General features: G+C 64.6%; 17 protein-coding genes and 2 tRNA genes. 12 read left to right on the top strand and 7 right to left on the bottom strand.

Going from position 1 to position 22446, the window contains the following annotated elements; translation table 11 throughout:
- Positions 1-51: 51 nt before the first annotated feature.
- The 4 genes from AC3IT0_RS13655 to bcp form a co-directional block, all read right to left on the bottom strand.
- Complete coding sequence (locus AC3IT0_RS13655; RefSeq protein WP_489320306.1) at positions 52-1725, bottom strand: ABC transporter substrate-binding protein; 1674 nt, start codon at positions 1723-1725, stop codon at positions 52-54.
- A gap of 141 nt (positions 1726-1866) precedes the next feature.
- The gene (locus AC3IT0_RS13650) at positions 1867-2532 is read right to left on the bottom strand and encodes a fasciclin domain-containing protein (protein WP_489320305.1); all 666 of its coding nucleotides are present in this window, start codon (positions 2530-2532) and stop codon (positions 1867-1869) included.
- 260 nt (positions 2533-2792) lie between these two features.
- Positions 2793-2874 (bottom strand) — tRNA-Leu (locus AC3IT0_RS13645).
- A 156-nt stretch (positions 2875-3030) separates the two neighbouring features.
- Positions 3031-3504: a thioredoxin-dependent thiol peroxidase gene (gene bcp / locus AC3IT0_RS13640; protein WP_489320304.1), complete on the bottom strand. Its 474-nt coding sequence runs from the start codon at positions 3502-3504 to the stop codon at positions 3031-3033.
- A 95-nt stretch (positions 3505-3599) separates the two neighbouring features.
- Here bcp and AC3IT0_RS13635 point away from each other — a divergent pair, with 95 nt between their 5' ends.
- The gene (locus tag AC3IT0_RS13635; protein ID WP_489323798.1) at positions 3600-4055 is read left to right on the top strand and encodes a MarR family winged helix-turn-helix transcriptional regulator; all 456 of its coding nucleotides are present in this window, start codon (positions 3600-3602) and stop codon (positions 4053-4055) included.
- A 126-nt stretch (positions 4056-4181) separates the two neighbouring features.
- On the opposite strand, the gene AC3IT0_RS13630 is transcribed toward AC3IT0_RS13635, so the two are convergent.
- The 3 genes from AC3IT0_RS13630 to AC3IT0_RS13620 form a co-directional block, all read right to left on the bottom strand.
- Positions 4182-4257: transfer RNA gene (locus tag AC3IT0_RS13630), tRNA-Lys, on the bottom strand.
- A 116-nt stretch (positions 4258-4373) separates the two neighbouring features.
- Positions 4374-5423 carry a PQQ-dependent sugar dehydrogenase gene (locus tag AC3IT0_RS13625; RefSeq protein WP_489320303.1) on the bottom strand — a complete coding sequence of 350 codons (1050 nt, stop codon included), beginning with the start codon at positions 5421-5423 and terminating at the stop codon, positions 4374-4376.
- 67 nt (positions 5424-5490) lie between these two features.
- Complete coding sequence (locus tag AC3IT0_RS13620) at positions 5491-6564, bottom strand: sunset domain-containing protein (protein WP_489320302.1); 1074 nt, start codon at positions 6562-6564, stop codon at positions 5491-5493.
- A gap of 207 nt (positions 6565-6771) precedes the next feature.
- Between AC3IT0_RS13620 and ilvD the strand changes: the two genes are divergently transcribed.
- The 11 genes from ilvD (at position 6772) to AC3IT0_RS13565 (ending at position 22422) form a co-directional block, all read left to right on the top strand.
- On the top strand, positions 6772-8493 hold the full coding sequence (gene ilvD, locus AC3IT0_RS13615) for a dihydroxy-acid dehydratase (RefSeq protein WP_489320301.1): 1722 nt from the start codon (positions 6772-6774) through the stop codon (positions 8491-8493).
- Between the two features lie 349 nt (positions 8494-8842).
- Positions 8843-10750: an acetolactate synthase large subunit gene (locus tag AC3IT0_RS13610; protein ID WP_489320300.1), complete on the top strand. Its 1908-nt coding sequence runs from the start codon at positions 8843-8845 to the stop codon at positions 10748-10750.
- A gap of 2 nt (positions 10751-10752) precedes the next feature.
- Complete coding sequence (gene ilvN / locus AC3IT0_RS13605) at positions 10753-11265, top strand: acetolactate synthase small subunit (RefSeq protein WP_028271611.1); 513 nt, start codon at positions 10753-10755, stop codon at positions 11263-11265.
- Between the two features lie 99 nt (positions 11266-11364).
- Positions 11365-12390 carry a ketol-acid reductoisomerase gene (ilvC, locus tag AC3IT0_RS13600; protein ID WP_489320299.1) on the top strand — a complete coding sequence of 342 codons (1026 nt, stop codon included), beginning with the start codon at positions 11365-11367 and terminating at the stop codon, positions 12388-12390.
- A 127-nt stretch (positions 12391-12517) separates the two neighbouring features.
- Positions 12518-14107 (top strand): phosphoglycerate dehydrogenase, encoded by a 1590-nt coding sequence (gene serA, locus AC3IT0_RS13595; protein WP_489320298.1) that lies wholly within the window; start codon positions 12518-12520, stop codon positions 14105-14107.
- Positions 14108-14311: 204 nt separating this feature from the next.
- Entirely contained in the window at positions 14312-17107 is a 2796-nt protein-coding gene (locus AC3IT0_RS13590; RefSeq protein ID WP_489320297.1) for an ABC transporter permease, read from the top strand.
- A complete protein-coding gene (locus tag AC3IT0_RS13585) occupies positions 17104-17859 on the top strand; it encodes an ABC transporter ATP-binding protein (RefSeq protein WP_489320296.1) in 756 nt (251 codons plus the stop codon). Before AC3IT0_RS13590 ends, AC3IT0_RS13585 begins: the two co-directional genes overlap by 4 nt.
- Before the next feature lie 34 nt (positions 17860-17893).
- Complete coding sequence (gene metG / locus AC3IT0_RS13580; RefSeq protein ID WP_489320295.1) at positions 17894-19453, top strand: methionine--tRNA ligase; 1560 nt, start codon at positions 17894-17896, stop codon at positions 19451-19453.
- A gap of 270 nt (positions 19454-19723) precedes the next feature.
- Positions 19724-20527, top strand: coding sequence for a hypothetical protein (locus AC3IT0_RS13575; protein ID WP_489320294.1), 804 nt, complete (start codon positions 19724-19726; stop codon positions 20525-20527).
- A 118-nt stretch (positions 20528-20645) separates the two neighbouring features.
- The gene (locus AC3IT0_RS13570) at positions 20646-21326 is read left to right on the top strand and encodes a class F sortase (protein ID WP_489320293.1); all 681 of its coding nucleotides are present in this window, start codon (positions 20646-20648) and stop codon (positions 21324-21326) included.
- A 43-nt stretch (positions 21327-21369) separates the two neighbouring features.
- Positions 21370-22422, top strand: coding sequence for a 3-isopropylmalate dehydrogenase (locus AC3IT0_RS13565; protein WP_489320292.1), 1053 nt, complete (start codon positions 21370-21372; stop codon positions 22420-22422).
- Positions 22423-22446: the final 24 nt, after the last annotated feature.

Below are 22446 nucleotides of genomic sequence, written 5' to 3'. Positions count from 1 at the left end.
CTGTCAAAGAATATCCCCGGGCAGCCCGCATACTGAAATTGGGCCGGACCGTCAAGGCCTTAGCTGTACCTTTGTGAAAACTTCATTCAGTACCGGGGACGCCGGGTAGCTGCTGACGCGGTCCGAGAGTGCGAGGGCAGAGATGGGGAAGGCGATGGGAACGGCCGGCACAGTGGCCGCGATCTGGGCGTTGATGGTGTGGTACTGCTCGTCGCGTTCCCTGCCTGCGGGGAGGCCGCGGGCGCGGTTGATCTTGGAGAAGACCTGCGGGTCCTGGTAACCGAATTCGCCGTTCTTTTCACCGAACAGCGGGCCCACGAAGTTATCGGCGTCGGCATACGCGCCGTTCCAGCCGAGCAGGTGGAGCCCGTGGTCCCCGGGTGACTGCACTTTCTGGAGATAGCCGTCGGACCAGTCCACCGGGACAGGCTTGATGTTGAACCCGACGGCGGTCAGTTGCCTGCTGATTTCGGCGTAGATTTTCTCCGGCGTGGGCAGATATGGGCGGGTGGCGTTGAGCGGGTAGTAGAACCTGAGCTCTTCGCCGAGGTAGCCCGCCTCGACCAGGTAGGCCTTGGCTTTGACCGGGTCGTGGCCCAGTGCGGGAGCGTCGTTATTGAAACCGCTGATCTTGGGCGGGACGAACTGTGAGGCTTTGGCGGTGTTGTCGATGAAGAACTTGCGGATCAGGGTTTCCTTATCGATGGCCAGCTCGATGGCCTGCCGGACCTTTTCGTTCTGCAGCACCGGAATTTCCTGGTTGATGCCCAGGTACATCACCGAGAAAGGATCACGCTGTACGATCTGCATGCCCCGCTTGACCAGCTGATCGAAATTGCCCACCGTGACGGCGTCGTAGCCGTCAATCTTTCCGTCCAGGAGGGCCTGAAGCCGCGTCTGGGGGTGGTCGTACGTGACGAAATTGATGGTGGAGATCTGTCCGCGGTCACCCCAGTAGTTTTTGTGGCTGACGAGCCGGACGCTGGCGTCGTCCCAGGCGGCCAGGCTGAACGGTCCTGTGCCGACGGGGTTGGTGGCGAACCGGGAGACCGGGTTGCCGCCACGTGTCTGGTCCAGGACATCCGCCGTGCCGGCGCTGAGGGCCGCCGGGGAGGCGATGGCGAACGCGGGCAGCGTCAGCGCCTGGAGGAACGCCGTGAAGCGCTGGGTCAGGTTGATCCGGACAGTGTCGGGGGACAGGGCCGTGCAGCTCTTAAAGATGGAGAGGGCAGCATCGTCGGAATGCGCCTTGAACACGCTCTTGAACGAATTTCCCGGAGCTTGCCGGCGCAGTTCCGGGGAGAAGGCGAACCAGCGGTTGAAGTTGACGCACACGGCGTCGGCGTTAAAGGGCGTGCCGTCCTGGAATGAGACGCCGCTGCGGAGTTTGAACGTGTAGGAGCGGCCCTCGTCTTCTTCGGACCATTCCGTTGCCAGCAGCGGTGTGGGTTTGCCGGTGGTCTGGTCCACGCCCACCAGGCCCTCGAGGATCTGGCGGGTGATCCGGTGGCTTTCCACGTCGCTTGAGAGGGCAGGGTCCAGGCCCAAGGGCTGGGACGCTGTGCCGAAAGTGAACGTTTCGGTGGGCTCAGCGCCGGCGGGCGCCGTCGACGGTGACGTTGCCGAGGGCGAAGGCCCCGGGTTGCCGGTACAGGATGTCAGGCCTAACGCCATAAGAACGGCGCCGGTCTTGATGACCGTTCGCCGCGAAGTACTGCTGGGCACTCGTCTATCACCTCTGGCTGCAACTGGGCGGCGCCGCCGACTGCGGGCCAAGGACACAGTCTAGTTGACACACCCCAGTGCTCCCTGGGCACACGCCAGCGGCCTGTTCCTGCTGGAACAGGCCGCTGGCGTGAAGCGGGACTACTTGGGCATCAGCACCGAGTCGATCAGGTAAACGGTGGCGTTCTTGGTCTGGACGCCGCCGCAGATCACGCTGGCGCCATCAACCATGAGGGCATCCTTGCTGCCGGTCACGGTGACCGATCCGCCCTGGACCGTGGCGTGTGTGCCGGCGATCTTGTCCGGGGTGATCTGGCCAGGGACCACGTGGTAGGTCAGGATCTTGCTGAGCAGGGCGTCGTCCGACTTGAGCGTTTCAATGGTGGCGGCATCGATCTTGGCGAAAGCGTCATCCACCGGAGCGAAGACCGTGAACTCGCCGCCGTTAAGGGTGTCAACCAGGTCAACCTTCGGGTTCAGCTTGCCGGAGACAGCGGCCGTGAGGGTGGTCAGGATGGGGTTGTTGGATGCCGCGACCGCTACCGGGTCAAGGGCCATCCCGGCAACCGAGCCTGCCCCGGTGGGGACCTTCTCTGCGTAGCCGGCGCAGCCGGGGCCGACGAGGTTGGCTGCCGGATCCATGGCAGTGGCGGTCGGTGACGGAGCCTTGCTGGTTGCCGTCGGTGCGGCGGACGGCGCGGCGGAAGTCGGGGCCGTCGTTGTGGTTCCACCGCAGGCGGTGAGGCTCAGCAGGGCTGCAGCTGCAACGCCTGCGACGGTGAAGGATGTGCGCTTGAATGACTGCATTTCGGTTCTCCTTGTTTGTGCCGATTTCTTGCCTGCCGCAGGCCTGGTGCCTGCCGCGTGGCCTTTTCCGACTGTTGGGCACCTGCCCTTGGCTGGTGTCTCAATGGGTATTCGGCCGGAGCACGGAAACGGATGGGTGGATCGGCAAAAGTTTTTAAAGGGCGGGCCAACCGGGGGAGAACCGGGGGAGAACGCCACAGCGGGCAGCAGTTAAATGACAGAGATCCCGAGCTTGTGGGCCCGGGATCTCTGTGTAAGGGTGCGCAAGGGGGGACTTGAACCCCCACGCCCGAAGGCACAGGAACCTAAATCCTGCGTGTCTGCCAATTTCACCACTCGCGCTTGGCAGTTGCTGCCGTTGTCTTTGGTCTTGGCCAGATGGCCTACGGATAAAAACGTACGACGGCGGATGCCAGTTTCCATTGTAGCCTCGGGCAGGCGGGGTTCCGGTCAGCCGGATCCTGCCGCCCGTAGCGGCGCCTCGTCACGCGGAAGGCGTTACGCGTCCAGCTTGAGGTCGCGCCGCAGTTTTGCCACGTGGCCGGTGGCCCGGACGTTGTACTGGGCCAGCGCCACCTTGCCGTCGGGATCGATCACCACCGTGCTGCGGATCAGTCCCTCATAGGTCCGTCCGTAGTTCTTCTTTTCGCCCCAGGCCCCATAGGCCTCGGCCACGGCGTGGTCCCCGTCCGAAAGCAACGGAAAGCTCAGGTCCTCGTTGGCGGCAAAGGCAGCAAGCTTGTCCACGGAATCGGGGGAAACACCCAGGACTCGATAGCCGGCCGACGTGAAGGACGCCAGGCTGTCGCGGAAATCGCATGCCTCTTTGGTGCAGCCGGGGGTGGCGGCGGCCGGGTAGAAATAGACGATGGTGCTGCCGCCGTGACGGGAAGCAAGGCTGACGTCCTTACCCGACGAGTCCTTCAGGGTGAAGCCGGGCGCCACGTCACCGGTCAAGAGTCTTTCAGCCACTATTAATCTCCTCGTTGCAGGCGGAACACACCAGTTTAGTAAGCATCCAGGGCCGGTGCTAACCAGCCTTGGCTATACTTGCTGGTATGCCTGACATGGATCGCTGGCCCACTGGGCGCCTTTTGTCCACTGCGGCACGCCTCGTTGAACACTCCTGGAACGAAAAGCTAAGCGCCATCGGTCTGACGCACGCCGGCGTGATCGCCATCGAAGTCCTCGCAGCGCAAGGTCCTATGACGCAGGCACAACTCGCCCAATATGTGCGCGTTCAGGCCCAGACCATGGGTAAGACCCTGAGCCGGTTGGAGTCCCACGGCCACATTGCCCGCGTCCGCAGCACGTCGGACCGCCGCAGCCAGGTGGTGTCCCTCACCGACAGCGGCCGGGAAGCCGCAGCCGCAGCAGTTGAGATGGAGCGTTCGGTACTCGCAGCGGCAGCCATTGACCCTGACGCCCTGCGGCAGGAGCTCCAGGCAGTGGTACGCGAGCTGGCCAGCCAGTTTGCCTCGCCGTCAACCCGGGCCCTGGTGGACGGCGCCCCGCTCGGTTAAGAATCCGGAAAATATCCCGCCGGTACCGTTGCTGCGACGTTCCGCACTGGTGGTGCCGGATCTTCTCCCGCCACAAACAGAAACAGCCCCTGGCCGCGTTTCCGCCTGCCAGGGGCTGTTTTCCCTTGGTGCACCCCCCGGGACTTGAACCCGGAACCCATTGATTAAGAGTCAATTGCTCTGCCAATTGAGCTAGAGGTGCATCTCTTATGTGGTGACCTTCCGGGCTTTTTCTTTCCCGGTTGATCTCCGCAACGACATGAAACTCTACACGAACTTCCGACCCATGTGAAATCGAGGCCTCGATGCCCCTCAGGTTCAGCCGGGAGGGGCCAGGACCAGCACAAAATCAGGGTTTTTGTTGTTAGTAAGCAGCCACAAGCCGCCGTCGGGAGTCCGGATGACGTCCCGGATCCTGCCGTATTCCCGTGTGAAGTACGCCACAGGTGTGCTTGCCTCCTCACCGGACAGGGCCACTGTCCAGAGTCGTTGGCCGCGCAGGGCACCGAGAAAGGCCGTGGACCCCACAATCTCCAGACCGCTGGGTGAGGAGTCCGCCGTCGAAGGCCACACCACCTTGGCGTCATGGTAGCCCTCCTGGTGCGGCGCCCCGGTCACCGCGGGCCACCCGTAGTTGGCTCCCGGCTCGATGAGGTTGAGCTCGTCGTTGACGTCCGGGCCGAACTCGCTCGACCAGAGCCGCCCGGCGCTGTCCCACGCCAGCCCCTGGACGTTTCGGTGCCCCAGGCTGTACACGGCGTTGTTAAACGGGTTGCCGGGCGCGGGGTTGCCCTCCGGAGTCAGCCGCAGGATCTTCCCGCCGAGGGCGTTCGGGTCCTGCGGCTGATCCCGGCGCTGGGAGTCTCCCGTGCCCACATACAGGAACCCGTCCGGACCGAACCGGATCCGGCCGCCGTTGTGCGTGGACGCCTTGGGGATTCCGGAAAAGACGACGTCGGGGTCGCCGAGGTCCAGGGTTCCGTCAGGCCGTTCGGTCAGCTTCAGCCGGGCGATGCGGTTGTCCTGTGCAGACGTGAAGTACAAGTACAGGTAGTTGTCGGCCGCGAAGCCGGGGGAGAGGGCGAGTCCCAACAAGCCCCCCTCCCCGCCGGGAGCTACGCCGGGGACCTGGCCGATGGTGGTCACGCTGCCATCACGGACAGCTTTCAGCCGCGCAGAATCGCGCTCGGAGATGACGGCGGTTCTGTTCGGTAGGAATACCGCGGCCCAGGGAATGTCGAGCTGAAGATCGAGCCGCGCCACAACCTCCGGTGGTGTGGCGTTTCCCGCGCCGGTCCCAGTTCCTGTGATGCTGCCGGTGGGGGCATCGGTGGCTTCCCCCGTGCAGCCCGACAGCAGCAGGGCCACGCACACTGCGAAGGCGCCCGCAGTGGGCTTGGCCGCCGTGAACGGACGAAAGGGAGCCGGCGTCTGGTCAGATACGCGTGCGCCGGGGAGCCCGGAAACCGGCAGCTTCCGCGTGGGCCGCCGACTCAAACCAGACGTCGGCTTTCGTCTGCTCATAGTCAGCATGCCCCTCTTCGTAATAGACCATCGTTCCGGCGTCGGCCTTGACGTCGAAATCTGCCGGGCCGCTGCCGTCCGGGCCGGGCGACGCGGAACCGGAGCCGTAGGGCTGGTCCGCGGCCAGATGCCCAGTCGGTTCCGGCGCGGCTTCGGAGTCCGCCACCGCTGCGGGCTCCATGGTCGGGGGCTCCGCTTGCGCTTCAACCGCGTCAGCTTCGGCAGCCGCCGTCTCGGCACCGGGTAGCGTGGGTGCGTGCGGCTCCGTGTATTCCGGGTGATGCACAGGTGCGGCGTCCTGGGCCGGTGCCCCTTCGGGCAGTAGCGCATCTGCGACAACGGTGGACGCATCGCCTGCCGGCCGGTGACTGGCAGCGGGTTGGGTTGGCGCGCTTGCCTCTGACCACTGGGTTTCCCACTCGCCTTCGTCCGTCTGCCGGCTCACGCTCTCCTGGCTGCCAGGCTCCTGGGCTGTTGGCTCCTCTGGGCGAAGAGGCTCCTCGGGGCCGGCCGGCTGCTCAGCAGCGGACTGCTCTTCCGGGGTCGACGGTTCCACAGCGCCAGCAGGCTCCTGCATGAGTGACGGTTCTTCGGACGGAACGCGTTCCGGTGCATCAGCTGCGGCGGTTTCTGCGGAACCAGCAGAATCTGCTGAACCAGCAGTATCCGTGGACTCGGCAGCGTTGGGTTCCACGCGGACGTCCTGCCCGGCGCCGCTTTCCAGGGGTTCTGCCGTGCTGGACCGCACGGGAGCCTCGTCCGCCGTCGTCGGTGCCGCCGGCTCAGCTGCGCCGAAGCCCGCCGCGCTGGGGATACCTGCCGTGCCGGCGGCTTCCGCTGAGGCGGCCACGCTTCCGCCGGCGAGGCCGCCGTCCGTCCGGACCGGTGTGGAGTCGCCGGTACTCGAGGTGTTGCTGCGGTTCAGCAGCCACCACACAACGCCCACGATCAGCACAATGAGGATAATCCAGAAGACAATGTCCATAGCAGGGCCCTTCAGTCCGGATGGCATGGTTGCCGTTCCCTGACCGTACGTCGGCGCGAACGGGACTGTCTAGGTTTCCGCAGCCCAACTGGCGGCCGTCTCAAGAATTGAGACGAGAGTCCACTACGTGATCGAATATTCCCGAAATTGGGATAAAGGGGCTGTTGGAGTCGTTGTCGTCCCGATTGGAGTCATAGACTTTGACCCATGAGTGAGGACACCCAAGCAGCAGCCGAGAGCACCATTGACATCAAGCCCCGCAGCCGAGTCGTCACGGACGGGATCCACGCCGCCCCCGCGCGCGGCATGTTCCGCGCAGTCGGCATGGGCGATGACGACTTCGCGAAGCCCCAGATCGGCGTTGCGAGTTCCTGGAATGAAATCACTCCCTGCAACCTTTCCCTGAACCGTCTGGCCCAGGGCGCCAAGGAAGGTGTCCACGCAGGCGGCGGCTTCCCCATGCAGTTCGGCACCATCTCCGTCTCCGACGGCATCTCCATGGGCCACGAAGGCATGCACTTCTCGCTCGTCTCCCGTGAGGTCATTGCCGACTCCGTGGAAACCGTCATGCAGGCCGAGCGCATCGACGGCTCCGTCCTCCTTGCCGGCTGCGACAAGTCCCTCCCGGGCATGCTGATGGCAGCAGCCCGCCTGGACCTCGCCAGCGTTTTCCTGTACGCCGGCTCCATCATGCCGGGCTGGGTCAAGCTCGAGGACGGCTCCGAAAAGGAAGTCACCCTCATCGACGCCTTCGAAGCAGTCGGCGCCTGTGCCGCCGGCAAGATGAGCCTCGGCGACCTGGAACGCATCGAAAAGGCCATCTGCCCGGGCGAAGGTGCCTGCGGCGGTATGTACACGGCGAACACCATGGCCTGCATCGGCGAAGCGCTGGGTATGTCCCTGCCCGGCTCCGCCGCCCCGCCCTCGGCAGACCGCCGTCGTGATGACTTCGCCCGCAAGTCCGGGGAAGCAGTAGTCAACCTGTTGCGCCTGGGCATCACGGCCCGGGACATCATGACCAAGAAGGCTTTCGAAAACGCCATCGCCGTCACCATGGCCTTCGGCGGTTCCACCAATGCCGTGTTGCACCTGCTGGCCATCGCCCGCGAAGCCGAGGTGGAACTGACCCTGGACGACTTCAACCGCATCGGCGACAAGATCCCGCACCTGGGCGACCTGAAGCCGTTCGGCCGCTACGTGATGACCGACGTCGACAAGATCGGCGGCGTGCCGGTCATCATGAAGGCACTGCTCGACGCCGGCCTGCTGCACGGCGACTGCCTCACCGTTACGGGCAAAACGCTCGCCGAGAACCTCGAAGCGATCAACCCGCCGGACCTCGACGGCAAGATCCTGCGCGCGCTGGACAACCCCATCCACAAGACCGGCGGCATCACCATCCTGCACGGCACCATGGCACCAGAGGGCGCAGTGGTGAAGAGTGCTGGCTTCGACGCCGACGTCTTTGAAGGGACCGCCCGGGTGTTCGAACGCGAGCAGGGCGCCCTGGACGCATTGGACAAGGGCAAGATCCAAGCCGGGGACGTTGTGGTCATCCGCTACGAAGGCCCCAAGGGTGGCCCCGGCATGCGCGAAATGCTCGCCATCACCGGCGCCATCAAGGGCGCCGGGCTCGGCAAGGACGTCCTGCTCCTCACCGACGGACGCTTCTCCGGCGGAACCACCGGCCTGTGCATCGGCCACGTGGCACCGGAAGCCGTCGACGGCGGCCCCATCGCCTTCGTCAAGGACGGGGACCGGATCCGCGTGGACATCGCCGCCCGTAGCTTTGACCTGCTGGTGGACGAGGCCGAGCTCGAATCCCGCAAGATCGGCTGGGAGCCGCTCCCGGCCAAGTTCACCAAGGGTGTGCTCGCCAAGTACGCCAAGCTGGTCCACAGCGCCTCCACCGGCGCATACTGCGGGTAGCGGGTTAACCGCAACTAGGTAGCAGTAACTGTCGTTACGAGCGCTCATAACGACAGTTACTGCGACCTAGTTGGGGAACATGGCCAACCAGTGGACAATGGAGTCCACATGGTGAGATCGCGTTGTGCGTCGTTGACACGCTTCTTGCCAGAGGGAAAACTGAACGCATGATCGCATTCGTTACCAGCTGCGCCGCTGCAGATGCAGTTGTCGTCCTTACCAAGCGCGTGGCTAACTAGCCCGACTGGTAACGAACCGTCACGCGCAACCCCTCGAAAAGCCGCCAGGCTGAGGGGTTTTTTTATTTCCGCATTTCCGAGTACACAGATGATCCACAAGGAAGAGTCCGATGAGCAAAGGATCGCCGATCAGCCCCTCGCTGATGGCTACTAAGTCCGCTGGAGCCCCCAAGGCTCCGGAACGTGCCGACCGAACGGCTGACCAGGCCGCCGTCGTCGCTGATCTTGCCGCTGTCTCTCCTGTCCTTGGGCCGAACAACGTTGTACCCCCAACGGTGATGACCGGCTCGCAAGCTATTGTCCGATCGCTCGAAGAACTCGGCGTCGACGATATTTTTGGTTTGCCTGGTGGCGCGATCCTGCCTACCTATGACCCCTTGATGGCCTCCAGCATGAATCACGTACTGGTCCGTCACGAACAGGGAGCCGGCCACGCCGCGCAAGGCTATGCCATGGTTACCGGCCGGGTGGGCGTCTGTATCGCCACCTCGGGCCCCGGAGCCACCAACCTCGTTACCGCCATCATGGATGCCCACATGGATTCCGTGCCGATGGTGGCCATTACCGGCCAGGTATCCAGCAGTGTGATCGGCACCGATGCGTTCCAGGAAGCCGACATTGTTGGCATCACCATGCCGATCACCAAGCATTCCTTCCTGGTGACCGACCCCAACGACATCCCGCACGTTATGGCGGAGGCTTTTCACCTGGCCTCGTCCGGACGTCCCGGCCCGGTGCTCGTGGATGTCGCCAAGGACGCCCAGCAGGGTCAGATGACCTTCTCCTGGCCGCCGAAGATCGACCTCCCCGGCTACCGCCCGGTGACGCGCGGCCACAACAAGCAGGTCCGCGAAGCAGCGAAGCTGATCGCTTCGGCCACCAAGCCGGTGCTCTACGTGGGCGGCGGTGTGGTGAAGGCACACGCTGCCGCGGAACTCCGCGAACTGGCGGAACTCACGGGCGCCCCCGTTGTCACCACCCTGATGGCACGCGGTGTGTTCCCCGATTCGCACCCGCAGCACGTGGGCATGCCGGGCATGCACGGCACCGTTTCCGCCGTGACGGCGCTGCAGCAGTCCGATCTGCTCATCACCCTCGGCGCCCGCTTCGATGACCGCGTGACGGGCATCCTGAAGTCCTTCGCGCCGAACGCCAAGGTGATCCACGCGGATATTGATCCCGCCGAAATCTCCAAGAACCGTACCGCCGACGTGCCGATCGTGGGATCCGTCAAGGAAATCATCCCCGAGCTCACCGAGGCTGTCCGCTCACAGTTCGAATCCGCCGGCACACCGGACCTCACTACGTGGTGGGCGTTCCTTAACAACCTCAAGGAAACCTACCCGCTGGGCTGGACCGAGCCGGAGGACGGGCTCAGCGCCCCGCAGCGCGTTATCGAACGTATCGGCGCGCTGACCGGCCCCGAAGGCATCTACGTAGCCGGCGTTGGCCAGCACCAGATGTGGGCGGCCCAGTTCATCAAGTACGAGCGCCCGCACGCCTGGCTGAACTCAGGCGGCGCCGGCACCATGGGCTATGCCGTACCGGCTGCCATGGGCGCCAAGGTGGGGGAGCCGGACCGCGTGGTCTGGGCGATCGACGGCGACGGCTGCTTCCAGATGACCAACCAGGAACTGGCCACCTGCGCCATCAACAAGATCCCCATCAAGGTTGCCATCATCAACAACTCCTCGCTGGGCATGGTCCGCCAGTGGCAGACCCTGTTCTACGAGGGCCGCTACTCCAACACGGACCTCAACACCGGCCACGAGACTGTCCGCATCCCCGACTTCGTCAAGCTGGGGGAGGCCTACGGCTGTGCCTCCTTCCGCTGCGAGCGGGACGAGGATATTGATGCAACTATCCAGAAGGCCCTCGAAATCAATGACCGCCCCGTGGTCATCGACTTCGTGGTGAGCCCCGACTCCATGGTGTGGCCGATGGTGCCCGCCGGCGTGAGCAACGACCAGATCCAGGTTGCCCGCAACATGACCCCGGAATGGGAAGAGGAGGACTGAACATGACCCGCCACACACTGTCCGTTCTGGTTGAAGACAAGCCCGGTGTACTGACCCGCGTCGCGAGCCTGTTCGCTCGACGCGCCTTTAACATCAACTCCCTGGCCGTGGGCCCGACCGAAGTTCCGGGCATGTCCCGGATGACCGTCGTCGTCGACGCCGACGGTGACCTGATTGAACAGGTCACCAAGCAGCTCAATAAGCTGGTCAACGTGATCAAGATTGTTGAGCTGACCTCCGAATCTTCCGTACAGCGAGACCACATCCTGGTCAAGGTACGTGCGGATGCCGCAACTCGTCTGCAGGTGACCCAGGCTGCAGACCTGTTCCGTGCTTCAGTGGTTGACGTCTCCACAGACTCCGTGGTCATTGAAGCAACAGGCCACCCCGAAAAGCTCACGGCACTGCTCTCAGTGCTCGAGCCCTTCGGCATCCGCGAAATTGTGCAGTCCGGCACCCTGGCCGTTGGACGGGGATCCCGCTCCATGAGTGACAGGGCTTTGCGCAGCGCTTAGTAAGGCGGGGCCCGGCCCCACCTGAGGCGCAATGCCCGTGCAGTACCGCAACACCACAGACTAATTACCCAGTGAATCCACTCAAGAGGAGTTACCCAAGTGACTGAAATGTTCTACGACGACGACGCCGACCTGTCGATCATCCAGGGTCGCAAGGTTGCCATTGTTGGCTATGGCTCCCAGGGCCACGCCCACGCGCTGAACCTTCGCGACTCCGGCGTCGAGGTTGTCATCGCCCTCAAGGAAGGCTCGAAGTCGATCGCCAAGGCCGAAGAAGCCGGCTTCAAGGCACTGACCGTTGCCGACGCCGCCGAATGGGCCGACGTCATCATGATCCTGGCGCCGGACCAGTACCAGCGCTCGATCTACAACGACTCCATCAAGGACAAGCTGACCCCGGGCAAGGCGCTGGCCTTCGCCCACGGCTTCAACATCCGCTTCGGCTACATCGAGGCACCGGAGGGCGTTGACGTCATCCTGATTGCCCCGAAGGCTCCGGGACACACCGTGCGCCGCGAATTCGAAGCCGGCCGTGGCATCCCGGACATCATCGCCGTGGAGCAGGACGCCACCGGCGCAGCCTGGGACCTGGCCAAGTCCTACGCCAAGGCCATCGGCGGCACCCGCGCCGGCGTCATCAAGACCACCTTCACCGAAGAGACCGAAACCGACCTCTTCGGCGAGCAGTCCGTCCTGTGCGGCGGCGTGTCCCAGCTGGTCCAGTACGGCTTCGAAACCCTGACCGAAGCCGGCTACCAGCCGCAGATCGCCTACTTCGAGGTACTCCACGAGCTCAAGCTCATCGTTGACCTCATGTGGGAAGGCGGCATCGCCAAGCAGCGCTGGAGCGTTTCGGACACCGCAGAGTACGGCGACTACGTCTCCGGCCCGCGCGTCATCACCCCCGAGGTGAAGGAAAACATGCAGGCTGTCCTCGCCGACATCCAGAGCGGTGCCTTCGCCAAGCGCTTCATCGACGACCAGGACAACGGCGGCGCGGAGTTCAAGGCCCTGCGTGCCAAGGCTGAGCAGCACCCGATCGAGGCCGTTGGCCGCGAGCTGCGCTCCCTCTTCGCCTGGCAGCAGACGGACGTGGACTACGTAGAGGGCTCCGCAGCCCGCTAAGTCTGCCCTTCCGGCGCCATTCACCGCACAACAGTGAGGCCGGGCTCACACTTAACAATGTGAGCCCGGCCTTTCCGTCAGCCTAGACTTGTTCCCATCCCCAGGACTGCAACGCAGAGGATCAGCCGTGTCAAAACCCGTAGTACTGCTCGCCGAAGAACTTTCGCCCGCCACCATCGAGGCCCTCGGCCCGGACTTCGAGGTCCGCCAGACCGATGGCTCCGACCGGACCCAGCTGCTCGCCGCGATCGCCGACGTGGACGCCATCCTGGTCCGCTCCGCCACCCACGTGGACGCCGAAGCCATTGCCGCCGCGAAGAACCTCAAGGTCATCGCCCGCGCCGGGGTTGGCTTGGACAACGTTGACATCAAAGCCGCCACGCAGGCCGGCGTGATGGTGGTCAATGCCCCGACGTCGAACATTATTTCGGCAGCGGAACTGACGGTGGGCCACATCCTGAGCCTCGCACGCCATATCCCGCAGGCCAGCTCCGCGCTGAAAAACGGTGAATGGAAGCGCTCCAAGTACACCGGCATCGAACTCTTCGAGAAGAAGATCGGCATCATCGGCCTGGGCCGCATCGGCGCCCTCGTTGCTGCCCGCCTCCAGGGCTTCGACACCGAAATCCTCGCCTACGATCCGTACATCACCTCGGCGCGCGCCGCACAGCTCGGCGTCAAGCTCGTCACCCTCGATGAACTGCTGAGCCAGTCGGACTTCGTCACCATCCACATGCCCAAGACGCCGGAAACCGTTGGCATGCTCGGCGCCGACGCGTTCACCAAGATGAAGTCCACCGCCTACGTGGTCAACGTGGCCCGTGGCGGCCTGGTGGACGAAGAGGCGCTCTACGCTGCCCTGCAGGACCGCCAGATCGCCGGCGCAGCCGTGGACGTCTTCGTCAAGGAACCCAGCACGGACCTGCCGTTCTTCGCCCTGGACAACGTGGTGGTCACCCCGCACCTCGGTGCATCCACCGACGAAGCCCAGGAGAAGGCAGGCGTCTCTGTTGCCAAGTCGGTGCGTTTGGCGCTGGCCGGCGAACTGGTGCCGGATGCCGTGAACGTGGCGGGCGGCGTGATCGACCCCGACGTCCGTCCGGGCATCCCGCTGATCGAAAAGCTGGGCCGGATCTTCACCTCCCTGACCCACGCCTCCCTGACCCAGATCGACGTTGAGGTGGCCGGCGAGATCGCGGCGCTGGACGTCAAAGTCCTGGAACTTGCCGCCCTCAAGGGCGTCTTTGCCGACGTCGTGACCGAGCAGGTTTCCTACGTCAACGCTCCGGTCATTGCCGAACAGCGCGGCATCAACGTCCGCCTCATCACGACGTCGGAAGCGGAGGACTACCGCAACGTCCTGACTATCCGGGGTGCTTTGAGCGACGGAAGCCAGATCTCCGTGGCCGGTACCCTCACCGGCCCCAAGCAGGTGGAGAAGCTTGTCGGCGTCAACGGCTACGACGTCGAGATCCCCATCAGCGAGCACCTTGTGGTTGTCTCCTACGCAGACCGGCCGGGTGTGATCGGAACCATCGGACACATCCTGGGCATGAACAACATCAACATCGGCGGCATGCAGGTGGCACGGCAGGCGGAAGGCGGCCAGGTGCTGGCCCTGCTCACCATCGACAGCTCCGTTCCGCAGCAGGTGCTTGACGCCATCAAGGCCGGCATCGGCGCCGAGATGGTCCGCGAAGTGGACCTCGAGGACTAAGAACCGCACCGCCATCAAGTACGCGTGACCGGAGCTTCACCTCGGCCACGTATGATTGGCCGGTCTGCTTACAATGGCTAGGTCCTGTTTCGGGACCACGCCGGCAGGCCGGCCAATACTTTTTGCACACCAGGCAGGAAATCCTTCATATCCGCCGCCTGCGGATCCCGGTGTGCGCACGCAATCCAGGTTTCAGGGAGCCCAATGAACGCCGTCCAGAGGTTCATCAGAAGCAAAGTGCTGCTGCTGACCGCGGCCATCTTGATCGCAGCCATGTGCTTGTCGGTCATCGTCCAAGGCCAGTCGCAGGCCGCACTTAACCGAACGGTGGATGAGAACTCGCGGGGTCTCTACGACGTCCTGGTCCAGGCCAAGGCAGGCTCCGGGGCGCTGATGCAGCCGGAGATCGCCAACGGCGGCGGCGGCATCGGCTTTGACCAGCTCGAGGACATCCGGAAGCTTTCCGGTACCTCCGTGGCGGCGCCCATCAGCCTGGTGTCCCGCGTGACGCAGAACCTGGAAGCGCCACGGCTCGACGCCATGGACTACCTCGGCTACAACTCCGGACTGGCAGGCACCGCTATCACGGACCAGGCCGCCGACGCCACTGACCCCAGCAAATGGCCCGCGGCCGAGTCCGTTCTGAGCGACACGCCGAAGAACTACCGTCTGACCGCCAGCGCCGTGAGTTCGGACGGCGTCTCCGAGCAGACATTGTTCAAGTCCACTGCCGAGGGCAGCCTGGGCAAGGCCCGCCTGGTCGAAGAGCAGACGGCCGGGGGCACCAGCATCCGGATCGCCCCGCCGGCCGGCGAGACAGGCATCAAGTTTCCCGCCCCGGCCGGCGGTTCCGAACACAACCTGTTCAACCTTTCGGTGTCCCTGCCACTGTCACCCGAGGTAACCGAGTCCGTCGTCGCCGTAGACCCCGTCTCCGAGCGGGCACTGCTGGGCTCGGCAGGTGACTTCCTGGCTCCGCTGGAGAAGGCACCGCCCGCCGACGCCCGCAACGCAGGGGCCATCGGCCGCCACTTCGAAAGCCTCTTCACCAACGGCATCAGCATGGAAGAGCTCAACGAGGGCCCTGACTTCCTCGGCGTCAAGCTCAAGTACTGGGCACCGCTGATGACCCAGTACCAGCAGGCCAAGCGCAGCGGACAGCTCACCGCCGACTCCCAGGGCATCCCGTTGATCGTTCGTTCCGGCACGTCCCTGGACCTGAAATACAACGTCAAGATCGAGGAGGTCGACGCCGCGGGCAAGGTGGTCAAGGAAATCGGCACCGCCACGCGCTCCCTCGGCAAGGACTACCTGCCGTTTGTGTCCAAGGACCCGTTCGCTCTGTCCTGGCCCGGCTCCACCGACCACTCCGGCCTCCTCGGCAGTGGCGGCAACTTCAACCAGGGGCTCTACACCCCGGCCACGTGGAGCACCGACTTCGCTGCCGCGCCCAAGTACACCGACGGCGAGGCCGCGGCCAACGGGGCAGTCCAGAAGACAGCCGTCCCCAGCGACTGGGTCACCGTAAACCGGCTGCCGGAGAAGGGCGCCAATGGCGCCCCTGTGGACCAGACGCAGCGTGAACCCGTGGACGAACGGTCCTACCGGGAAGACCTGGCAACGGGGGAGAAGCTCGCCGCTCCGCTGGCCATGGTCTACGGCACCTTTGACCCCACGGCTGTCGAGAAGGCCGCCGGCGACGTCAATCGCCTCCCGCTGGGTGGCTACGACCCCACTCCGTTTACCCTCACCAAGGACGCCGAAGGCAAGTCGGTCACCGCTACCGAACTCAAGCCCTCCCTCAGTGCCACCGGACTGGCGAGCCAGTCTGCCGGTGCCATTACCGACTTCTACGGCCTGGCCGCAGCCCGCGGCTACAAGGACAACGCCGCCGTGATCGATGCCGTACGTGTCCGGGCCAAGGCCCCCGGCAGCTGGAAGGAAGCCCAGCCCGACGTCGAAAAGCTCGCCAGCGAGATCCGCGAGATGGGTCTGGAGGCTACTGTTGTGGCCGGTTCCGCCCGTGAAGACGCCAGCATTTTTGTCCCCGGATACTCAAAGGACGACGCCGGCAAGGAGTCAGCGCTGGGCACTGTCCAGCAGTCCTGGGTACGGCAGAACGCGGCCGACGCAGTCTCCGGCTCCCTGACCGGGACCAACGTGACACTGCTCTTCCTCACCCTGTGCGGAGCCGCGCTGTTGACCGGCGCCTCCACCGTCAGCTACATCCGCAAACGCAAACGCGAAGCCGGAACCCTCCGCGCCATGGGCTGGACCCAGCTCCGCATCAGGAACTGGGTGCTCGAGGAATTCGGTGTCGGCGCTGCGCTGCTCGCGGTAGCCGGGATCATCCTGAGCCTGGTGAGCTGGAGCGTGACCACCGCCATCGTCTCTGCCTCCGTCCTGGTCCTGTATGCGGCAGCGGCCTTCTTCGCCGCGCAGCAGCTGCGCCACCGCGATGAGGTGGACCAGGAACCGCAGCACGACGAGCGGCTGATCCCGGTGGACTCCCCGCTGACCTTTGCCAATCGGCAGCTGACCAGCAACAAATTCAACACCTTGTCCCTGGCCGTCGCCGTAGGCGTGTTCGGCGCCGCGGTGGGCGGGCTGGTTGCCCTGCTGATCGACATTCCCCGGGCCGCCGGCGCGAGTGCGCTCAGCGGGCTGGCCGCAGCAAGCGTCGCGCTGCCCAGCATGCTCCTGGCCCTCTCCGGCGTCGCAGTGGGGCTTGTTCTGACCCTGGTCACCGGCAGGTTTGAGCTCAACGCCAAACGCCAGTACCTGGGCATCCTCGAGGCCATGGGCTGGAATCCGGACATGCTCCGCCAGGTCCGTCTCTTCGAAAACGCGCTCGTGGGCACGGTGGCCTTGCCGCTGGGCGTGCTGGGTGCGCTGGGCATCGGGCTCCTCCTTGCCCCGTATGCCGCGCTGTGGGCCGGAGTCGCCGGCCTGGTGGCTGTACTTTGCTGGATACCGATTGCAACGAAAGTGGTCCAATGACAAACGAGACGAATGTCTACCGAGGCCGGAGGTCCGGCTCGGCTAACGCGCCGCTGCAGACGCGTGCCAACACCATCGTCAAGGAAGCGGACCACGGGACCCCGCTGGAACTGAGCGACATCACCATCCGCTATGGCGGCGGCAAGAGCGGTGCCGAAGCCGTCAGCGTCGTGGAGAACTTCGACCTCACGCTGCACGCAGGCGAGATGCACTGCGTGGCCGGCCGAAGCGGATCCGGCAAGACAAGCATCCTGACCGTCGGCGCTGGACTGACCCTGCCGACGTCGGGGCGTGTCTTCTGGGAAGGGGATTCCCTCGAAAGCATGGGCGACGACGAAATCGCCGACCGCCGTCGTGCCCTGATCGGTTACGTGGACCAGGGCGGAGCGCTGATCGACGGGATGAGCGCCCTCGAGAACGTGCTCCTGCCGGCCGTGCCCGACGGTGAGGTGGACCAGCGCCGCGACATGGCCAAGGACCTCCTGGACCTGGTGGGCCTGGGCCGCCGGATGCGGCACCGTCCGGCCCAGCTTTCCGGTGGTGAACGCCAGCGTGTGGCGATCGCCCGGGCCCTGATCCTGGGCACGCGTGTGCTGGTGGTTGATGAGCCCACGGCCAGCCTGGACCGGGCCTCGGCCAACCGCATCATCAGCATCCTCAAGGACACCACCTCGGACGGAATCGCAGTACTGGTCGCTTCCCACGACCACGAACTGGTCCGCCTGAGCGATACGCTGACTGAACTGATCTAGCCCTACCCCTTCGCACCAAAGGTAACGTCCGCACGTGAGCGCAACAGCCAAAACCCCGTTCTACATCACCACGGCCATCACCTACCCGAACGGTGTTCCGCACATCGGGCATGCCTACGAGTACATCGCCACCGACGCCATGGCGCGCTTCAAGCGGCTGGACGGCTTTGACGTGATGTTCCTGACGGGCACGGATGAGCACGGCATGAAGATTGCGCAGGCGGCCGAGAAGGAAGGCGTTACGCCCAAGGAGCTGGTGGACCGCAACGCGGAGGTGTATAAGGAAGCGCACGCCGCGCTGGGGATCACCTACGACCGCTTCATCCGGACCACGGACGCTGACCACTACGCCGCGTCGCAGGCCATCTGGAAGAAGATGGAAGCCAGCGGCGATATCTACCTGTCCAAGTACGAGGGCTGGTACTCCGTCCGGGACGAGGCCTTCTACGTGGAGGACGACACCGTGGTCAAGGACGACGGCGTGCGGTACTCCAAGGAGACGGACACCGAGGTGACGTGGACGGCTGAGGAGAGCTACTTCTTCCGGCTGTCCTCCTACCAGGACCGCCTGCTGGCACTGTACGAGGCCCAGCCGGAGTTCGGGGCGCCGCAGTCCCGCTTCAACGAGGTCATCAGTTTCGTCAAACGCGGACTCGAAGACCTGTCGATCAGCCGCACCACGTTCGACTGGGGCGTCCCCGTCCCGGGCAACGACAAGCACGTAATGTACGTGTGGGTGGACGCGCTGACCAACTACCTGACCGGCGTCGGTTACCCGGACGTCGAATCGGAATCATTCAAGAAGTTCTGGCCCGCCGACGTGCACGTGATCGGCAAGGACATCTCGCGGTTCCACGCCATCTACTGGCCGGCGTTCCTGATGAGTGCCGGCATTGAGCTGCCGAAGCGCGTCATGATCCATGGCTTCCTGCACAACAATGGCGTGAAGATGTCCAAGTCCCTCGGCAACGTGGTGGCGCCGGCAGACTTCGTGGCGCAGTACGGCCTGGACCAGGTACGGTTCTTCTTCCTCCGCGAGGTCCCGTTCGGGGCGGACGGCAGCTACAATCACGAAGCCATCGTGGGCCGCATGAACTCCGACCTGGCCAACAACTTCGGCAACCTGGCGCAGCGTTCGCTGTCCATGGTGGCCAAGAACTGCGAGGGCCGGGTTCCGGTTCCGGGAGCCTTTACAGCTGAAGACACCGCGATCCTGGCGCAGGCCAACGGGCTCCTCGAGACGGCCCGGGCCGCCTTCGAAAAGCAGGAATTCAGCCGTGCCCTCGAGGCCATCTGGGGCGTTCTGGGGGACACCAACGCCTACTTCGCCGATCAGGCCCCCTGGGTGCTTCGGAAGACCGACGTCGAACGCATGAACACCGTGCTGTACGTGACGCTGGAAGTGCTGCGCATCGTGGCTATCCTGGCCCAGCCAGTGATGCCCACCGCCACGGCCGCGCTGTTGGACACCCTGGGACAGCCCGACGGCGGATCCCGCCAGTTCTCCGCGCTCACCACACCCATTGTCGCCGGAACGCCGCTGCCGGCCCCGGCGCCCGTCTTCCCCAAGTATGAGGAGCCGGCCGAGGCCTAGGTATGTCCCGGCTGGCTACTTGCTAGTACGCGGACTGAGTACGATTCCGGGGCCGGTCAGTAGGGCGCACCTTGAAAGGCGCGTACTGAGTACTGGAGACACCTTGGTGTCCGCCTGTCTAGCCTTATCTGGTTAGCAAACTGATGATTCGCATCTGGGAGAACCGTCGCCCCCCGATGCTGTCCGTTTGCCTTTACCCTCCGTGTCGGGGATGGCGCCGTTCTTCCACAGGTCTGATCAGTTTGGACCAGACAATGGATGGAGACGGAAATGAAACGGATCCTTGCCGCTTTTGGTGTCGCGGGTCTTGCGCTATTGGGTGCCACAGCGCCGGCCACCGCGTCGCCTTCTGAGGACGAGAAAAAGATCACCATTTGCCACGCCACCGGCTCGGAAAGCAATCCCTACGTGCCGGTGACCATCAGCCTCAACGCGCTCAACGCCCACGTGGGCCACCAGCACTATGAGGACATCATTCCGGCCAACGACGGGAAAGTCCTACCCGGCGGCCAGAACCTTGACAAGGCCAGCATCTGGAATGCAGGCTGCGCCGCACCAGGCGAGGGTAACGGCCACGGCGATCACAAGATCAGCATCTGCCACGCCACCGGCTCGGACAAGAATCCGTACCAGCCGATTACGATCGCCCTGCAGGGGCTCAACGGCCACGCCAATGCCAACCACCAGCACGCTGAAGACATCATCCCGCCGAACAACGGCAAGGTGCTGCCTGCAGGCCAGAACTGGACGGCTGAGGGGCAGGCAACCTACAACAACAACTGCGTTCCCACAACGGTGCCGTCTGTTGTTCCTCCAGTGGTCCCGTCTGTTGTTCCTCCGGTGACGCCGGGCGAAACTCCCAGAGGTGCTGTTGTGGGTGCGCCGGCGGGTCAAGGTGCCGTAGCTGCCAACAACCCTGGCTTCAATGTCCAGACTGCAATGGCAGGTTCGACTGACGTTTCCATCGCCCCCTGGGCCGCTGGCATCGTCGTGATGATGCTCGCTGCTTCGGGAGTGGCTGCCCGCAAGACCCTGGCAGCCAGCGGTACGGTGTCCGGGCCCCGGAAGGAATGACGCCCGCTACTGGCGCCCGCAGGGGCGCTGTTTGAATCACCGGCAGGCGCCGTGGCCGCAAGGGCACACGGCGCCTGCCGGCAAAACCGGGCAAATCCGACTCACAAGCGGGGTAACCATGGACAGCGATCGAAGGCTCTTCACCACCAAAAGCATCGTCTTCGTGGTGCTTTGCGGCGTGCTGGCCTACCTGGCGTTTGCGTTTCTCCCCGTCTTGGCCGGGCCGGGGGCTTCGCCGACGGCGACCGAGGTTGCTGTGCAGCCGACGGCCCCGGCTCCAGCGCCGTCCACCCCCACACCCTCGGTGGATACCGGCACGCCCGTCCCGGTCGGTCCGGCAGCGTCGCCGCCTCAGAGGCTGGTGTACCCGGCCGCAGACATCGATGTGGTAGTCCATCCGCTCGAACCCACCGGCGAGGACCAGGCCACCCAGACCATCGTGCCGCCGCCCACCATGGACGGCTACTGGCTGTCGCCTTACGGCGCCCCCGGCGCGGGCTCGGTCAATACCACGTACATCGCCGGGCACAGCTGGACGGACCGGGATGCGCCGTTCAACCGGCTGAGTACCAAGGCGGCGGCAGGTGACAGGCTGACAGTGGCCACGGCCACGGGCGACGTGGCCTACCTGGTGGACTCGGTGACTACCTACGTCAAGTCCGGCCTTAAAGACAGCCCCATCTGGCAGGTGGCACCCAACAGGCTGGTCCTGATTTCCTGCTATACGGGTGATGCCTGGGGCACCAACGTAGTGGTGGTGGCCTCACCGGAGGACCCACTCCTCCGTCTCAGCAAATGAGACTGATTGTCCGGCATGCGGATCGTCTTAATATTCTTGGACCATGAGCGCATCCACGATCAATCTCGCTGTCATTCCCGGTGACGGCATTGGCCCAGAGGTCATTGCCGAGGCACTGAAGGTCCTCGAAAAGGCTGTCGCCGCTGAAGGCGTTGCCCTAGAGCAGACCCACTACAAGCTCGGTGCCGAGCACTGGCTGGCCACCGGCGAGACCCTTCCGGACGAGGTCCTCGCCGACCTGCGGACACGGGACGCAATTCTCTTCGGTGCGGTCGGTGCCGCCCCGGGCGACACCCGGATTCCGTCCGGCATCATCGAGCGGGAGATGCTGCTCAAGCTCCGCTTCAGCCTGGACCACTACGTCAACCTGCGGCCGTCACGGCTGTACGGAACGGTAGGCAGCCCGCTGGCCAATCCCGGCATCATAGATTTTATCGTCGTCCGGGAAGGAACCGAGGGGCCCTATGTAGGCAACGGCGGCTCCCTTCGCACCGGCACACCGCACGAGGTGGCCACGGAGGTCTCACTGAACACGGCCTATGGCGTCGAGCGCGTTGTCCGCGATGCCTTCCGTCGCGCAAGTGCCCGCGAACGCAAGCATGTGACCCTGGTGCACAAGCACAACGTCCTGGTCTACGCAGGCCACCTGTGGAAGCGCACCGTCGAGGCGGTGGCCCAGGAATTCCCGGAGGTTACCCACGATTACCTGCACGTTGATGCGGCCACCATCTTTATGGTCACCGACCCCTCCCGCTTCGACGTCATTGTCACGGACAACCTCTTCGGCGACATCCTGACGGACCTCGCAGCTGCCATCACCGGCGGCATCGGGCTGGCTGCGTCCGGCAACATCAACATGGACCGCACCGCTCCGTCCATGTTCGAACCGGTCCACGGCTCGGCCCCGGATATCGCCGGCCAGCAGAAGGCCGACCCCACCGCGGCCATCCTGTCTGCGGTGCTCCTGCTGGACCACCTCGGCTACACGGCCGCGGCCCGCAGGATCGAAGCTGCGGTGATCGCCGACGTCGAAACCCGCGACGGCGGCGCCCGCAGCACCAGCGCCGTCGGAAATGCCATCGCGGCAGCGCTCTAGGCCCGGCCGGCAGGTCCTGCCAAC

The organism is Pseudarthrobacter sp. KH_020_B, assembly GCF_057840185.1.
Note: the sequence above shows the minus strand (reverse complement) of the source record. Positions and strands in the feature narration are given on the sequence as shown.

Coding starts and splice junctions, on each gene's coding strand:
- AC3IT0_RS13650 (WP_489320305.1), bottom strand. CDS start 2,532: ATGCAGTCATTCAAGCGCACATCCTTCACCGTCGCAGGCGTTGCAGCT.
- AC3IT0_RS13635 (WP_489323798.1), top strand. CDS start 3,600: ATGGATCGCTGGCCCACTGGGCGCCTTTTGTCCACTGCGGCACGCCTC.
- AC3IT0_RS13620 (WP_489320302.1), bottom strand. CDS start 6,564: ATGGACATTGTCTTCTGGATTATCCTCATTGTGCTGATCGTGGGCGTT.
- ilvD (WP_489320301.1), top strand. CDS start 6,772: ATGAGTGAGGACACCCAAGCAGCAGCCGAGAGCACCATTGACATCAAG.
- AC3IT0_RS13610 (WP_489320300.1), top strand. CDS start 8,843: ATGAGCAAAGGATCGCCGATCAGCCCCTCGCTGATGGCTACTAAGTCC.
- ilvN (WP_028271611.1), top strand. CDS start 10,753: ATGACCCGCCACACACTGTCCGTTCTGGTTGAAGACAAGCCCGGTGTA.
- AC3IT0_RS13590 (WP_489320297.1), top strand. CDS start 14,312: ATGAACGCCGTCCAGAGGTTCATCAGAAGCAAAGTGCTGCTGCTGACC.
- AC3IT0_RS13585 (WP_489320296.1), top strand. CDS start 17,104: ATGACAAACGAGACGAATGTCTACCGAGGCCGGAGGTCCGGCTCGGCT.
- AC3IT0_RS13575 (WP_489320294.1), top strand. CDS start 19,724: ATGAAACGGATCCTTGCCGCTTTTGGTGTCGCGGGTCTTGCGCTATTG.
- AC3IT0_RS13570 (WP_489320293.1), top strand. CDS start 20,646: ATGGACAGCGATCGAAGGCTCTTCACCACCAAAAGCATCGTCTTCGTG.
- AC3IT0_RS13565 (WP_489320292.1), top strand. CDS start 21,370: ATGAGCGCATCCACGATCAATCTCGCTGTCATTCCCGGTGACGGCATT.